This is a genomic window from Agrobacterium sp. Azo12 (assembly GCF_029193765.2).
Classification (GTDB): Bacteria; Pseudomonadota; Alphaproteobacteria; order Rhizobiales; family Rhizobiaceae; genus Agrobacterium.
On the sequence record NZ_JARFYO020000001.1, the window covers coordinates 465,943 to 481,457 of the forward strand.

Genomic DNA, 15,515 nt, shown 5'->3' on the forward strand with positions numbered 1-15,515 from the left:
TGCTATAGCCCGGGGCATGAGCACAAATCCGAACCGCATCCCGCTTGACCATATCCGCAACTTCTCGATCGTTGCCCATATCGACCATGGCAAATCGACATTGGCCGACCGGTTGATCCAGTCGACCGGTGGTCTTGCCGAACGCGATATGTCCGAGCAGGTGCTCGACAATATGGATATCGAGCGCGAACGCGGCATTACCATCAAGGCCCAGACCGTGCGTCTGCACTATAAGGCCAACAATGGTGAGACCTATGTTCTCAATCTTATCGACACCCCCGGCCACGTCGACTTTGCCTATGAAGTGTCGCGGTCTCTGTCTGCCTGCGAAGGGTCGCTACTGGTGGTGGATGCGTCGCAGGGCGTAGAAGCTCAGACGCTGGCCAACGTCTATCAGGCGATCGATAACAACCACGAGCTCGTTACCGTTCTGAACAAGATCGATCTGCCCGCTGCCGAGCCGGATCGCATCAAGGAACAGATCGAGGAAGTCATTGGCATTGATGCTAGCCAAGCCGTTCTCATTTCGGCCAAGACCGGCCTTGGTATTCCAGACGTGCTGGAAGCCATCGTGCATCAGCTGCCTCCACCGAAGAGTGAGCTTGGTGAAAAGGGCCCGCTGAAGGCGCTTCTCGTTGATAGCTGGTACGACACCTATCTCGGCGTCATGGTTCTGGTGCGCGTATTGGATGGCGTTTTGACCAAGGGTCAAACAATCCGCATGATGGGCACGGATGCGAAATATCAGGTGGAGCGCGTCGGTGTCCTCACACCTAAGATGGTCGCCGTCGATAGCCTCGGCCCGGGCGAAATCGGTTTCATCACCGGCTCGATCAAGGAAGTGGCGGATACGCGCGTTGGCGATACCATCACTGAAGATAAGCGCCCGACCGAAAAGGCTCTTCCGGGCTTCAAGCCCGCCCAGCCTGTGGTTTTCTGCGGACTGTTCCCGGTCGATGCGGCAGATTTCGAAGACCTGCGTGCCGCCATGGGCAAGCTGCGCCTCAACGATGCGTCGTTCTCGTTTGAAATGGAATCGTCCGCCGCTCTCGGTTTCGGTTTCCGCTGCGGTTTCCTTGGTCTTCTGCACCTTGAAATTATTCAGGAGCGCCTCGAACGTGAGTTCGATCTCGATCTGATCGCGACTGCACCTTCGGTGGTCTACCAGTTGACGATGACCGATGGCTCCGAGCGCGAGCTGCACAACCCGGCTGATATGCCGGATGTGGTGAAGATTGCCGAAATTCGTGAACCATGGATCAAGGCGACCATTCTGACGCCGGACGATTATCTTGGTGGCATTTTGAAGCTCTGTCAGGATCGCCGCGGCGTCCAGACCGAACTCACCTATGTCGGTAAGCGTGCGATGATTACCTATGAATTGCCGCTGAACGAAGTTGTGTTCGACTTCTACGACCGCTTGAAATCCATCTCCAAGGGATATGCGTCCTTCGATTACCATCTGGATGGTTATCGTGAAGGCAACCTCGTCAAGATGTCGATCATGGTCAACGGCGAACCGGTGGATGCGCTTTCTATGCTGGTGCACCGTACCGCTGCCGAAAAGCGCGGTCGCGACATGTGCGAAAAGCTGAAGGATCTTATCCCTCGCCACATGTTCAAGATCCCGATCCAGGCGGCTATTGGCGGAAACGTCATCGCCCGTGAAACGATTTCAGCCATGCGCAAGGACGTGACAGCCAAGTGCTATGGTGGTGACGCCACCCGTAAGCGCAAACTTCTGGACAAGCAGAAGGAAGGCAAAAAGCGCATGCGTCAGTTCGGCAAGGTTGATATTCCGCAGGAAGCGTTCATTGCTGCCCTGAAGATGAGCGACGACTAAGCGTTACACATCAAAATCCACAATAAAAAAGGGAGGCGAACGCCTCCCTTTTTTGTTCAGAATAAACATTCTGTAAAAAGAAAACTGCCCGCCTCGAAAGACGGACAGCTCTCGCTCCTCCCGGTAACCGTTAGGTTATGGGGTGGTCGATGTGCCACCACCCGTTGCTGGGGCAGCAGGCGCCGCATTGTTAGCTGGCGGCTCAGCTGGCGTTGTTGGTGCCATAGGCTGAACTGCGGGAGCCTGCTCCGTTGCGGCTGGCGGTGTGGTCGTTGACGATGTTGTTGTTGGGTCCGTTGTTGGACCACCCATCTGCGACCAGATAAAGACACCCGCCAGAATGAGCACAATCAGAGCGCCGAACGGAACCCATGATGATGATGAGCGTGCTGGCGGTGCCAGATTTGGATCAATATGCGGTGGCACATTTGGATTCAAATCCGGCCGTGGGCGAAGTTCAGGATTTCTGTCATTTGGATCATACGTCATGTTACTTCCTCCTTCTGGATCAAGAACGCGTGATCGGCAAAAGAGTTCCAGTTGCGGTCAACAAGGGTTAAAAACATGAGGAACGTTGGCCATAAATGACAAAAGCGCCGGGGCTATCCACGGCGCTTTTAGGTCTATCTTAATAGTAACCCTAGCGGCTGGCGGTGCGAGCCGGACCGGATTTGGCGAGCCAGCGATGCCAGTCTTCGATGCTGCCGTTGAACACATTCAGATCGATCTTGCCGGACACGCCTTGTGACAGGCCCGAACCTGAATACTGCCAGAACACCCACTTGCGGCCCGGATAAACCTTGGAAGGATGCTGGGCAACGGCACGAAGCCAGAATGGATAGTTGAGGAATTCGCCGGACAGGTGATCCTTGTAGAAGTCAGGTGCGGTGTAGATAACCGGACGCTGGCCGTAATGGCGTTCCAGCATGTCCATAAACACCTGCATCTTTTCCAGAACCTTGGCGCGTGGAAGACGCATCTTGCAGCTGGACTCACCGTTGTATTCAACGTCGATCACCGGCGGCAGGGCATCCGGGTCACGCGGCACGTTGCGAATGAACCATTCGGCCTGATGGCTGGCCGGGCGGCACCAGTAGAAGAAGTGGTAAGCGCCACGACGAATACCGGCTTCCTTGGCCAGCCTCCAATTGGTCTTGAACATCGGGTCAAGATGGTCGCCGCCATCGGTTGCTTTGATATAGGCAAAGTTTGCGCCCTGTGTGCGCAGCTTTTGCCAATCGATATTGGCCTGCCAGCGCGAAACGTCGACGCCGTGCACGGCGTAATGATTAGGCGTAACCTTGCCGAAATTGATCGGCTTAGCGTCACGGAACTGGCGGCTATAGATCCGAGAGCGTACCTGTGGGCCTGCCATGATCGCCGGGCTTGCTGCCATCGCCATCGTGACCGGGCGCTGGTCGGGAACCGGCATGCCAACGTTTGGCGCGACAACGGAAAATGCCTGAGGTTCTTCCGGCACGGGACCGCCCCATGCCAGCAGTTCCTGATGCTCATTAGAGCCGGAGGCCTGTGCGCCGCCAACTGTCGCCGAAGGAATGGGGCCGGATGTCGGAGTTACAGAGCTGGTGACTTCTCTGGACGGAGAGGAAACACCTGTCATGATGCTCTCTGGCCCAGAACTGGATGTACAGCCGGACAGTGTCAGGCAGGCAAGGAGCAATGCTGGCACAACAGATGAACGCATGGGAATCCGTACTCAAAACAAAACAGAAAATACGAGAAAAGCCTCCTCGCTAACGTTCTGCTAGGATTAAAGAAAAATTATCAAGAAAGATTAAATTGCGTCCGACCAGAATGTGTTTATGGCCGTAAAACGGCTATTTTCCGAGGTTTCGGCGCCGCATTCAGCGGAAACCGAACCTGCCAACCATGATGATCTGTTAGGAAATGTGGCGAGACCACATGGTAAAAATCCATTCATTTCTAGAGACTTGAAATTCAGGCCCGCGAAATGTGGCAGGTTTGATGAATGTGGGTGAACGCCGTTAAAGCCTTGTCAACCACACGCAAAGCTTGCTGAAAAAATGACAATAAGGCCGGAACCGCGGTTTTTGAGCGTTACGAGCCAGCGAGAACCGGTTGCTGATCCTGCTTTTGCGTGGTGTTGTCCCTCTGCTCGATCAGCTTCACCCAGGCGCGGGCCAGGGCAAGTCCCGCCACATCAGCCTGTGTGCCGTTTTGTGCCTTCTGGTCGGCATAACCGGCCAGCCAACCCGGCGAAATCGTTTCAATACTGTCGGAAAAATTGCTGCGCCACCCCTCAACCACCGAGGTGTCTGCCTCGAAGTGAAACTGGGTACCGTAGGAGGCGCGGCCAATCCGGAAAGCCTGGTTGATTGCCGCGCCATTGGAGGCTAGCCGCACCGCGTCCTGTGGCAATGTAAAGCTGTCATAGTGCCACTGGAAAATACGGAAGTTATCGCCAACACTGGAAAACACTGGATCCCGTCGGCCTTCTTCGTTGACCTCTATATTTTCCCAGCCAAATTCACGCGTCACCTTCAGAAGGTTTTCGCCGCCATGGGCACGCGCCAACAACTGGCTGCCGAGACAGATACCGAGAACCGGCTTGTCCGCTTCGGTAAAGTCACGCATCAATTTTGCAAGTTTGGGCAGGTAGGGATATTTTTCATCATCCACAGCGCTTTGTTCGCCACCGAACACCACAAGCGCATCGTAGCTGTCTGCATTGTCAGGCACAGCCTCACCGAGATAAACGCTGATCACATCAAGCTCGGCGTTAACCTCGGCCAGGGCGGCGCCCACTTGTCCGTGGGGTGTACCTGCCATGTTCTCAATGATTGCGACGCGCATGAAGTCTACCTGTAAGCGAATTTAGCGCGCTAAATTGACCATGCGACTGGTCGCTTGACAAGACCAAAGGCAGCGCTGGCCACCTTTGGTCGAAGCTATTTTTCTGTGCGCGTAAGAAAGATCAGAACACTTTTGTCAGCTTGGCATCCACGGACTGGCTGTTGCCGCCACGCACTGCAAAGAACAGGAAGATAGCTGCCCACAGGATCGACTTCTCACTGCCCGCCAAGCCCTCGGCTTTGACGATGCCGTGGAAGTAAACGGTCACAAGCAAAACGATAGTTGCGGCAAAAGCCGCAGGACGCGTGAAAAGACCAATGGCAATCAGAATGCCGCCGAAAAACTCTGTCGCGGCGAGCAAAGGTGACCAGAACACGCCGGGATAAAATCCGAGGCTTTCCACCATGCCAACGGCGCGAAAGGGGTCCATGATCTTGCCGTAGCCATGCGTCACAAGAAGAACACCGGCAGCAACACGCAGAATGGTTTCGACGATTTGGTGGGTGCTGTTATAGACCGGTGCGACAGCCGGAACGATGAGACGCTGCGATGATTGAATATTATTCGTCATAAGAAACTCCATGAATTGAACATGGTGTTTTCTCTAAAGCTGTATGACGTGAAGACAATCAAGCATCGTGTCAAAACATGATTATTTTTGTTAATATTTCCGTGAACGAGATTTGATGATGGAGAAGCCCGTGAACGATACGACCGCCAAGCCCCGTGTTGCCATCGTCTATTGCACACAGTGCAATTGGCTGCTGCGGTCCGGCTGGATGGCGCAGGAATTGCTGCAAACCTTTGGTCAGGACCTCCACGAAGTTGCACTCGTTCCCTCGACCGGTGGTCGTTTTGAGATCACGATAAACGACACTCTTATCTGGGAGCGCAAGCGAGATGGCGGGTTTCCCGGACCCAAAGATCTCAAGCAGCGTATTCGTGACGTGATCGATCCCGAACGTGATCTTGGCCATACGGATCGCAAGGCCAATGAGGGATTGGATACCTGAACTGCCTTAAGAGGCTAGGTCTGCAACCACGCTGTCGAGGATCAACATGCCTGACGGCGTGCAGCGAATGCGCGAATTGCCGAGACGTTCAACGAAACCATGCTGAATGAGGAAATCTTCGCGGTCCGGGTCCAGTTCGCGCCCGGACAGCGACTGCCAGCGCACCAGATCGATCCCTTCGCGTAAGCGCAGGCCCATCAGCAGCAATTCGTCTGCCTGCTCGTCATAACCCAGCATTTCCTGATCGATCATGCCGTGGCCTTGCCGCTCAACCAGTTCAAGCCACGCTTCCGGGTTGCGCTCTGTGGCGGTCGCCAGTTTCACCTTGCTTTGCGAAAGGCGTCCGTGCGCGCCGGGACCAATGCCAGCATAGTCACCATAACGCCAATAGGTCAGGTTATGGCGGCTTTCAGCGCCGGGGCGGGCATGATTGGAAACTTCATAGGCCGGCATGCCGTGACGGGCGGTAATCTCCTGCGTTGCCTCGTATAGCACGGCAGAATGCTCCCCATCCGGCACAATCAGTTTTCCGGCCTTGTGCAGCCCGTAAAAGGCTGTTCCTTCTTCGATTGTCAGCTGATAAAGCGACAGATGGTCCACCGCGTAGGAAATGGCTTCGGCCAGTTCCTTTTCCCACTCTTCCACCGTCTGATTGGGACGGGCATAGATCAGGTCAAACGACATGCGTGGGAATATCTCGCGTGCCAGCTTGATGGCTTTCAGCGCATCCGCAACGTCATGCAGACGGCCCAGAAACTTCAGATCCCGATCGTTAAGAGCCTGAACACCCATCGACACGCGATTGACGCCCGCGGCCCTGTAGCCGCGGAAGCGTTCAGCCTCGACGCTGGACGGGTTGGCTTCCATAGTGATTTCAATGCCGTCAGGCACATGCCAGTATTTGGCAATGCCATCAAGAATGGCGCCGACGGTTGCAGGCTCCATGAGGGATGGCGTGCCGCCACCCATAAAGATGCTGCTGACGACCTTAGGGCCACCAAGCGAGCGCATGGTCTGCATTTCCTTCAGAAACGCAGCTGTAAAACGCTCCTGATCGACCGGCTTGTGGCGGACATGACTATTGAAATCGCAGTAAGGACATTTGGCCGCGCAAAATGGCCAATGCACATATATTCCGAAACCGGGTTCCCCGGTATCAGGCAATAGAGTAGCACCGGGTGCAGATAGAGTACCGCTCCCGGCGCTGGTCATCATGCTTCGAGGCAGCTTTCAACAAAAAGCTTGAAGGCGCGGGCACGGTGCGAAAGTGCAGTCGCGTCGCCTGGCTTCCAGCCATGTTTCTGTTCAGACGGCATTTCACCGAACGTCGTGCCGAAACCTTCCGGCTGGAACACCGGATCGTAACCGAAACCTGCCGTGCCGCGTGGCGGCCACACAACAGTTCCTTCGATCTCGCCACGGAACATTTCCGTGTGACCATCAGGCCAAGCAAGGCACAAAACACTGACGAAGCGGGCGGCACGATCCTTTGGATCCGTCACACCTTTGTCAGCAAGCGCCTTTTCAACCTTTTCCATGGCCATGGCGAAATCGCGCGTACCATCGGCGGTTTCTGCCCAATTGGCGGTGTAAACGCCGGGGGCGCCGTCGAGCGCATCAATCACCAGGCCAGAGTCGTCGGACAAAGCTGGAAGACCGGAAGCCTTTGCCGAGGCCAGCGCCTTGATCGCAGCATTTTCTTCGAAAGTCTTGCCGGTTTCATCCGGCTCTTCGAAGTTCAGTTCTGCCGCCGACTTTGCCGAAAAACCGAAAGGTCCGATCAGTTCGGCGATTTCTGCAATCTTGCCCTTGTTGTGGCTGGCAACGACGATGGTGCGGGTGTCGAGTTTACGCATGTCTTATCCAGATCTCAGGCGATTGCCTGCTTTTGCAGGGAAACCAGTTCGGCGCAGCCTGTCTTGGCAAGACCGAGCAGCGTCAGGAATTCCTGCTCGCTGAATGGTGCGCCTTCGGCAGTGCCCTGGATTTCAACGATACCGCCGGAACCGGTAATGACGAAGTTTGCGTCCGTTTCAGCAGACGAATCTTCAAGATAATCGAGATCGATAACTGGCTGGTTGGCGAAAATGCCGCAGGAAATGGCAGCGATATGGTCTTTGAGAACCTTTTCGACCTTCAGCATGTTGCGGCTTTCCATCCATTTCAGGCAGTCATGAAGGGCAATCCATGCGCCAGTAATGGAAGCGGTACGGGTACCGCCGTCGGCCTGAATGACGTCGCAGTCGATGCTGATCTGGCGTTCGCCCAGCGCCTGCAGGTCAACGACAGCGCGCAAGGAACGGCCAATAAGGCGCTGGATTTCCTGTGTGCGTCCACCCTGCTTGCCGGATGCAGCTTCGCGCTTCATGCGTTCATGGGTAGAGCGCGGCAGCATGCCATATTCAGCAGTCACCCAGCCCTTGCCGCTGTTGCGCAGCCATGGTGGGGTCTTTTCTTCCAGGCTCGCAGTGCAAAGTACATGCGTATCGCCAAACTTGACGAGACAGGAGCCCTCGGCGTGCTTGGAAAAATTGCGCTCGAATGAAACCTTGCGCATCTGGTCTGTTTTTCTGCCTGACGGCCGCATGACGGACTCCTCTTGAATTGGTCGGAGCCTTCTAGTGCCTTTCCCAAGCAATTGGAAGGCTCTGGCCCATCTATCCCGGTTTTGCGCCGCAAAACCGATCTTGGGAAGTGGAATTTCCGTTTTGCCGAAGGTCGATCAGTGATTATAGTTGATGGTCTCAGGCAATCGACAGAGATGACGGTCAATATGGGTTTTTCCATTCCGATAGCACAGGATCAATTCGCGTCGCTCGACGAACGTTCGCGCGAAATCTTCCGCCGTATCGTGGAAAGTTATCTCGAGACGGGAGAGCCGCTCGGGTCGCGTAACCTGTCGCGGCTTTTGCCCATGTCGCTTTCACCTGCCTCCGTTCGCAATGTGATGAGCGATCTGGAGGAGCTCGGACTTATTTATTCGCCGCATATCAGTGCGGGCCGCCTGCCGACACATTCCGGTCTGCGGTTTTTTGTCGATGCCTTCATGCAGGTCGGAAACTTGTCTGATGACGAACGCGCCAATATCGATCGGAATATCGCGCCACTGTCCAATCGCGAACAACCCCTGCAGGGAATGATGACGCAGGCCAGCCAGACCCTGTCGGGCATGTCGCGGGGCGCTGGGCTAGTCATAACCACCAAAAACGATGTGGTCATCAAACATGTCGAGTTCATCCGGCTTGAGCCGTTCAAAGCACTCGCCATTCTGGTCGGTGAACACAATCAGGTGGAAAACCGTATCATTGATCTGCCGGCCGGCATCACATCTTCGCAGTTGACGGAGGCTGCCAATTTTATCAATGCCCACTTGTCCGGGCAGACACTGGATGAACTGCGAAGTGAACTGAATGCGCTGAAATTACAGGTGCAGACCGAACTTGGTACATTGGCGCAGGATCTGGTGGAACGTGGTCTGGCCGTTTGGGCCGGCGATAGCGAAGAGGGTAAACCCGGCCGTCTTATTGTTCGGGGACGCTCCAATCTGCTGGAAGGGGTTGGCAGCGAAGAAGATATGGATCGCCTGCGCCTGCTGTTTGACGATCTGGAGCGCAAGGACAATCTGATTGAAATTCTCGACCTGGCTGAAAGCGGGCCGGGGGTACGTATTTTTATCGGGGCGGAAAACAAGTTGTTTTCTCTGTCCGGTTCATCGCTGATCGTCGCGCCTTACCGTGATGATGACAATCGCATTGTTGGTGCTGTTGGCGTTATCGGGCCGACAAGGCTAAACTATTCCCGTATTGTGCCGATGGTCGATTATACGGCACAGTTGATGGGGCGGTTATCGCGAAAACCGCTATAGTTAGCTGCCATATTCCTCAACTGACAGTTCTTTGCGCACCGAATGGCGGCTAAGCCTTGATTTTTGCCCGTCAAACATCGATATCGGGCGCAACATCAAAATTTAATCTGGAGACCGTCATGACCGACGACACGAACAAGACCGGATCTGACGCAAAGCAAGCGGAAACGGCATATGAAGAAACTGTAGCGGACGCTACGGTTGATGAAAATTCCGCGCCTGTCGAAGAAACACCTGATCCTTCCGAGGCGCTAAAGGCGGAAAACAACGACCTGCGCGACAAGTTCCTGCGCCTAGCTGCTGAAATGGACAACCTGCGTCGCCGCACAGAACGCGATGTGAAGGATGCCAAGGCTTATTCGGTGGCTGGTTTTGCCCGCGATATGCTGGCCGTATCGGATAATCTTCGTCGTGCGCTCGAAGCAATTCCTGCCGAGTTGAAGGAAAATGCTGAAGCCGGCATTGCAGGTCTTATCGAAGGCGTTGAAATGACCGAGCGTTCGATGCTTTCGACCCTTGAACGCCACGGTGTTCGCAAGATCGAAGCGGAAGGTGAAAAGTTCGACCCGAACTTCCACCAGGCGATGTTTGAAATTCCAAACCCTGCGGTTCCCAACAATACGGTGGTTCAGGTCGTTCAGGCAGGCTTCACCATTGGTGACCGTGTTCTGCGTCCTGCCATGGTTGGTGTTGCCAAGGGTGGCCCAAAGGGTGAAGCCGCAGCAGGGGCTGAGCCAGGGACTGGCAGCCTGAATGAAAAAGATGCGTGATCTCTGATCACCAGCGTTTGAAACTTTTAAACCCCGGTCATCAATCGGGGTTTTTTAGCGTCAGGATCGGGAGAATTGCCGATCCAGCCAATCAAAGGCGTAGTCCTGCTGCTCGGCCTCGAAAACATGGGCACCTGGCCAGATTTTGCTGTCCAGACAGTCTGCACGCTGCCATGCAGCCCATACACGCCCCATTTTTTGCAAGGCTTCAGTGACGGAGCTGACGGGAAAAAGCCTGTCTTCCTTGCCGGCAAAGACCAGTATGGGCCGCGGTGCCACAAGGCTTGCAACATCGGGATAATCCAGAAACTGCATAAGGCCCGGATGGGTCATGTGCCAAGCAGAACCACCACGCAGCTGGTTGTTACCCGGCACCATCAGACTCTTTGCTGTGGCCATCCAGTTCACCGCCACCGTCGCGGTGATAGTGTCGGTCAGAGCTGCAGCCTGCCAGGCGCGGAATGCGCCCATGGAAAACCCTGCTGATGCGATCTGTTGTTTGTTGACCTCTGGCATGCTGGCCAAAAATTCTGCGGTGCGGGTGTCCTCAAGCGCCATCAGACCGGCAAGGGAACTCCCCATATTGGCAAAATTGGCCGCCAGCGCCTGCTGTCCATCATACGTCAACGGCCCGCGATCGCCCCAGCCGAGTGCGTCAACTGCCAGCACGACATAACCGCGGCGTGCCAACTCGTCACCGGGAAACCTTCCTGAAAAATGTCTATCTGCCCACCCTTGTGCGGAGTGCAGCTTATCTGGATCATCCCAAGGCGAAATTAGTTTTTCTTTGCCGATATCGAATTTGGAACCATGGTCATGGTAAAAAACAGTTGCCGGAAATGGTCCCTTGCCCTGGGGTAACAAGAGCAAGCCAATAACCCGGCTGTCGCGCGTAAGGTTGAACGCAATCTTCCGGGCAATAAAATCACCACGGTCGATTTCATCGACAATTTCGGGATCAAAACCAGTTCTGTCTGGTGTCTGCCAAGTGAGTTCCCAGATCTTTGCTCGAGCTCGAGCCTTCCACTCCTCGAGATCGCTGACCTCAGGCGTCCATGCCATTGAAAAGGTCAGTCGCTGTTTCAGTTGCTCACTGAAAACCGGCAGGTGGTCTCCGGTTACACCGGTCATTTGCACATCAGGCATCTGGTCGAGGTCAAATGAACAGTCATCACCAACGCTGGCCCCACGCTTTTCCGGCTCCATGCATCCTCCGTCATCAGCGCTCACGTCTGATGACGGTTGATTTACCGCATGGAATGAAAAATCGGAATTGATTTAAAGGGGATTTTTAAAGCAGATCGCTGTTGATAGACTGCTGCACGCCGTCGTGCAGCCTCAAGCGGCGTTGGCCTGCTCTTGGTTCAGGAAGGCATATATTGCCGTGTCCGAATCGGTTGCACGCAGCTTGGCAACAAGATCCTGGTCGCGCAGAACGCGAGCAATGCGTGAGAGGGCTTTCAGGTGGTCAGCACCTGCACCTTCAGGCGCCAGCAGCAAAAACACCAGATCAACAGGCTGGTCGTCAAGCGCCTCGAAATCCACGGGGCTTTCCAGACGTGCAAATACACCGACGATCGATGAAATGCTTTCGAGTTTGCCGTGCGGAATGGCAATGCCATGTCCAACACCGGTGGAACCAAGCCGTTCCCGTTGCAGAATGACGTCAAATACCTCGCGTTCCGGAACACCTGTAATCCGGGATGCCTTTGCAGCAAGTTCCTGGAGAAGCTGTTTCTTGGAATTGACCTTGAGGGCGGGGATAATCGCATCTTGTTGCAGCAGGTCTGCCAATGCCATTTCGTCTTCCTTTGTATCACCGGAGTGATTGGCGGGCGTGGTGACCACGTCCGCCAAACGTATTCCGACTGTTCAACCCTTTATCGCGGCTGCATCAATCCAGCCGATATTACCGTCGTGACGACGATAAACGATATTGAGGTATTCGGTTCCCGGGCTGCGGAAAAGCAGGACCGGTTCGTCTGTCATATCAAGTGCCATCACGGCATTTGCCACAGACATGGTTTTAATCTGTTTCGAGCTTTCCGCGACAATTGTTGGCGCGTAATCGTCCGGCACTTCATCATCTTCATCCGGAACGGCGTCCATAACCGTATAAGGAATTTCCTCGAAGGAAGGGACGTGCCCACCAGCATGGTGGTCTCTCAGTTTGCGCTTGTAGCGTCGAAGCCTCTTTTCGATTCGGGCCGCTGCTGCGTCGAAGCTGCCTTGCGGCTCGTTTGCTTCTCCCGCAGCATGAAGAACCACTCCGGTGTCCAGATGCAGCTTGCAGTCGCACGAAAAATGGGACGTCGATTTCTGAACAGTAACTTGAGCAGAATACCCCCCATCGAAATATTTCGTAACCGCCAAGCCGACCGCATCCTCGATCCTTTGACGGAACGATTCACCTATCTCCATATGCTTACCAGATACACGCACACTCATGGAATTTTCCTTTTTGTAGTGATTTGCGAATACCAGCTTACGTCAAGCCACGCGCTCATCCAAGCGATTCCAGACCTCTTTGGCCTTGCTGCGGCGTTCTGCCTTTCGATTAAGGGAGTTTGTTCGTCTCGATCATCCCGTAAAGGTGCGCGCTTCTACTCTTGGGGCAATCAGGAGTCAATGCTACCAAAGGCGGCTGGAGGCATATATTTACGGTTCGTTAATGTGCTGTCGGTGGCAAACGGCGCCCTTAGCCCAGTTTTGCAAGGGCTTTCTTCTCCCGCCGGCGCTGCACAGACGAGGGAATGTTCATCGCTTCACGATATTTCGCGACTGTTCTGCGAGCCAATTCGACCCCGCCTTGCTTCAGATTGTCCACAATGTCATCATCGGAGAGAACGGCATCGGGCGTCTCCTGAGAGATCATCACTTTTATGCGATGACGCACAGCTTCGGCCGAATGGCTGTCGCCTCCTTCCACGGCACCAATGGAAACCGTGAAGAAATATTTCAGCTCGAACATGCCGCGCGGTGTCAGCATATATTTTTTTGACGTGACGCGGCTGACGGTCGATTCATGCATTTTGATCGCATCCGCCACGGTCTTGAGATTGAGAGGGCGAAGGTGGTCAACACCATGCATCAGGAACGCATCCTGCTGCCTGACAATTTCGCTGGCAACCTTCATAATTGTCTTGGCGCGTTGGTCGAGGCTTCTTGTCAACCAGTTTGCATTTTGAAGGCATTCGGACAAAAATCCTTCGTCCTCGCCCTTACGGGCGGGCAGGCGCGAAATCTGCGCATAGTAGGACTGATTGACCAGAACGCGCGGCAATGCGTCGGGATTGAGTTCGACAAGCCACGTTCCATCAGGTGTTTCCCGAACGATCACGTCAGGCACGATCGTTTCTGAAACAGAGGCTTCAAAGCCTGAGCCGGGACGCGGGTTGAGTGCACGAATTTCGCCTAGCATGTCGAGGAGGTCTTCCTCATCCACACCGCAGAGCTTTTTCAGGGTTACAAAATCTCGCTTTGCTAGCAGCTCCAGATTGCCGACGAGCGCCTGCATGGCGGGGTCAAACCGGTCTTTTTGTCGAAGCTGTATCGCCAGGCACTCACTTAAAGAACGGGCGAAGATCCCGGGGGGATCGAGCGTTTGCAAGGCGGCAACGATGCGTTCGATATCCTGCGCATCCTTGCCCAGACGCTCGGCTGTCTCGGACACGGTATCGGCGTGGATGTAGCCGGTCTCATCCAACTGATCCACAAGGATTTCGGCAATTACCCGAGAAGTGGCATCCTGCAAAATGAACGGCACTTGCTGGTTGATGTAATCCCGCAAATTGGTTTTTGCCGCGACGAAGTCGTCAAGGTCATAAGCCTCGCCGCTATCATTGCCTGGCATCGATTTCCATTGATCGGCCAGTTCAGGGGCATCCGCCTTGCGCTGGTTACCATCATCCTGAAATACGTTTTCGAAACTGGTATCGAGCTGTTCACCAAGCCCAGTGCTGCGTTCGTTGTACCACTCATCCTGATCGGCAGCATGTGTGTCTGAAGGCTCGAAATCCGGCTCGGCAACACCAAAGCTGTCATCGGGGGTGTCACTGCTCACGCCCTCATCACCTGCTGCAAATTCAAGCAGCGGGTTCTTTTCGACCTCCTGCGCAATGAATTGTTCCAACTCGCCATAAGTCATCTGAAGCAATTGGATTGATTGCATCAGCTGTGGCGTCATGACGAGCGATTGGCTTTGACGCAGAAAAAGGCTGGCGGATAATGCCATGACGGACGCGAAACTCCCCTTCAACGCCTTCCTGACCGCTTTTTTTAAGGTTGGCGGTGAATGAAATAGCACTTGGCCCAAAAATTGCTTTTTTATGAGATTTGGTCAAGCACAACAGGAGCGTCTAAAGCAAGATTCTTTCGCGAATGAGCGATTACAGGCTAAAATTATCTCCGAGATAGAGCCTGCGCACATCGGGATTGTTCACGATATCGGTCGCGCGACCGTGGGTGAGAACCTCACCGGCATGAATAATGTAAGCCCGGTCAATCAGTCCCAGCGTCTCACGCACATTGTGATCGGTGATGAGAACGCCAATGCCACGTGCCGTCAAATGCCGCACAAGGTTCTGGATGTCACTCACAGAAATAGGATCGACACCGGCAAATGGTTCGTCGAGCAGCATGAAGGTTGGGTCTGTGGCGAGCGCACGGGCAATTTCAAGACGTCGGCGTTCACCACCCGACAATGCCACCGCCGGCGATTTGCGCAGATGCGCAATGTGGAACTCTTCCAACAGTTCGTTGAGCTTAGTATCGCGTTTCTTGCGATCCTTCTCGTGCACTTCCAGAACGGCAAGAATATTATCCTCGACCGTCAGGCCGCGGAAAATCGAGGCTTCCTGTGGCAGGTAGCCAACGCCAAGGCGGGCGCGGCGGTACATCGGCATTCCCGTCACGTCATTGCCATTGATGGCTATACGCCCGGAATCAACCGGCACAAGGCCAGTGATCATGTAAAAACAGGTTGTCTTGCCCGCACCGTTGGGTCCAAGCAGGCCCACGGCCTCGCCACGGCGCACCACAAGGGAAACCCCATTCACTACCCGGCGGGTGTTGTAGGTTTTCGACAGGCTGTGCGCGATCAGTGTGCCTTCGTAACGGCTTTTATCCCCTGAGAGATTGAGGGGGTTGCCGGGCGTGGCTTTGTCGGAGAACAGGCGAGATAGAGAAGG

Annotated in this window: 17 protein-coding genes; 4 read left to right on the forward strand and 13 right to left on the reverse strand. The window is 54.6% G+C overall.

Annotation, left to right across the window (positions count from 1 at the left end; translation table 11 throughout):
* The first annotated feature begins 4 nt into the window (after positions 1-4).
* Positions 5-1,843, forward strand: coding sequence for a translation elongation factor 4 (lepA, locus tag PYL13_RS02025; protein ID WP_259148043.1), 1,839 nt, complete (start codon positions 5-7; stop codon positions 1,841-1,843).
* Between the two features lie 135 nt (positions 1,844-1,978).
* Here lepA and PYL13_RS02030 read toward each other — a convergent pair whose 3' ends face one another.
* The 4 genes from PYL13_RS02030 to PYL13_RS02045 form a co-directional block, all read right to left on the reverse strand.
* Positions 1,979-2,332: a hypothetical protein gene (locus PYL13_RS02030; RefSeq protein WP_192486625.1), complete on the reverse strand. Its 354-nt coding sequence runs from the start codon at positions 2,330-2,332 to the stop codon at positions 1,979-1,981.
* Positions 2,333-2,483: 151 nt separating this feature from the next.
* Positions 2,484-3,548 (reverse strand): glycoside hydrolase family 25 protein, encoded by a 1,065-nt coding sequence (locus PYL13_RS02035; RefSeq protein WP_275640356.1) that lies wholly within the window; start codon positions 3,546-3,548, stop codon positions 2,484-2,486.
* Positions 3,549-3,922: 374 nt separating this feature from the next.
* Positions 3,923-4,678 (reverse strand): type 1 glutamine amidotransferase, encoded by a 756-nt coding sequence (locus PYL13_RS02040; protein ID WP_275640357.1) that lies wholly within the window; start codon positions 4,676-4,678, stop codon positions 3,923-3,925.
* A gap of 121 nt (positions 4,679-4,799) precedes the next feature.
* Entirely contained in the window at positions 4,800-5,249 is a 450-nt protein-coding gene (locus PYL13_RS02045; protein ID WP_275640358.1) for a DoxX family protein, read from the reverse strand.
* Positions 5,250-5,379: 130 nt separating this feature from the next.
* Between PYL13_RS02045 and PYL13_RS02050 the strand changes: the two genes are divergently transcribed.
* Entirely contained in the window at positions 5,380-5,691 is a 312-nt protein-coding gene (locus PYL13_RS02050) for a SelT/SelW/SelH family protein (protein ID WP_275640359.1), read from the forward strand.
* Between the two features lie 6 nt (positions 5,692-5,697).
* On the opposite strand, the gene hemW is transcribed toward PYL13_RS02050, so the two are convergent.
* From hemW to rph, 3 genes are read right to left on the reverse strand one after another with little or no spacing between them, the layout of a single operon-like run.
* Positions 5,698-6,903, reverse strand: a complete 1,206-nt coding sequence (gene hemW / locus PYL13_RS02055) for a radical SAM family heme chaperone HemW (RefSeq protein ID WP_275641350.1) — start codon at positions 6,901-6,903, stop codon at positions 5,698-5,700.
* Positions 6,903-7,547: an RdgB/HAM1 family non-canonical purine NTP pyrophosphatase gene (gene rdgB, locus PYL13_RS02060; RefSeq protein WP_275640360.1), complete on the reverse strand. Its 645-nt coding sequence runs from the start codon at positions 7,545-7,547 to the stop codon at positions 6,903-6,905. The genes hemW and rdgB overlap by 1 nt, the downstream gene beginning before the upstream one ends.
* 14 nt (positions 7,548-7,561) lie before the next feature.
* Positions 7,562-8,278 (reverse strand): ribonuclease PH, encoded by a 717-nt coding sequence (rph, locus tag PYL13_RS02065; RefSeq protein ID WP_192486631.1) that lies wholly within the window; start codon positions 8,276-8,278, stop codon positions 7,562-7,564.
* A gap of 186 nt (positions 8,279-8,464) precedes the next feature.
* On the opposite strand from rph, the gene hrcA reads away from it, so the two are divergent.
* Positions 8,465-9,556 (forward strand): heat-inducible transcriptional repressor HrcA, encoded by a 1,092-nt coding sequence (gene hrcA / locus PYL13_RS02070; RefSeq protein WP_275641351.1) that lies wholly within the window; start codon positions 8,465-8,467, stop codon positions 9,554-9,556.
* Between the two features lie 119 nt (positions 9,557-9,675).
* On the forward strand, positions 9,676-10,326 hold the full coding sequence (gene grpE, locus PYL13_RS02075) for a nucleotide exchange factor GrpE (protein WP_192486632.1): 651 nt from the start codon (positions 9,676-9,678) through the stop codon (positions 10,324-10,326).
* Between the two features lie 60 nt (positions 10,327-10,386).
* Here the strand turns inward: grpE and PYL13_RS02080 are convergent, their stop codons facing one another.
* The 6 genes from PYL13_RS02080 to lptB all read right to left on the reverse strand — a co-directional run bounded on the left by PYL13_RS02080 (position 10,387) and on the right by lptB (position 15,500).
* Complete coding sequence (locus PYL13_RS02080; protein WP_275640361.1) at positions 10,387-11,532, reverse strand: dienelactone hydrolase family protein; 1,146 nt, start codon at positions 11,530-11,532, stop codon at positions 10,387-10,389.
* Between the two features lie 132 nt (positions 11,533-11,664).
* Positions 11,665-12,126: a PTS IIA-like nitrogen regulatory protein PtsN gene (gene ptsN, locus PYL13_RS02085; protein WP_192487797.1), complete on the reverse strand. Its 462-nt coding sequence runs from the start codon at positions 12,124-12,126 to the stop codon at positions 11,665-11,667.
* Positions 12,127-12,198: 72 nt separating this feature from the next.
* Positions 12,199-12,774 (reverse strand): ribosome hibernation-promoting factor, HPF/YfiA family, encoded by a 576-nt coding sequence (gene hpf, locus PYL13_RS02090; RefSeq protein WP_192486634.1) that lies wholly within the window; start codon positions 12,772-12,774, stop codon positions 12,199-12,201.
* Between the two features lie 250 nt (positions 12,775-13,024).
* The gene (gene rpoN, locus PYL13_RS02095; protein WP_275641352.1) at positions 13,025-14,512 is read right to left on the reverse strand and encodes an RNA polymerase factor sigma-54; all 1,488 of its coding nucleotides are present in this window, start codon (positions 14,510-14,512) and stop codon (positions 13,025-13,027) included.
* Complete coding sequence (locus tag PYL13_RS02100; RefSeq protein ID WP_275641411.1) at positions 14,412-14,669, reverse strand: hypothetical protein; 258 nt, start codon at positions 14,667-14,669, stop codon at positions 14,412-14,414. Before PYL13_RS02100 ends, rpoN begins: the two co-directional genes overlap by 101 nt.
* Before the next feature lie 45 nt (positions 14,670-14,714).
* Positions 14,715-15,500, reverse strand: a complete 786-nt coding sequence (gene lptB, locus PYL13_RS02105; protein ID WP_192487798.1) for an LPS export ABC transporter ATP-binding protein — start codon at positions 15,498-15,500, stop codon at positions 14,715-14,717.
* Between the last annotated feature and the right edge of the window lie 15 nt (positions 15,501-15,515).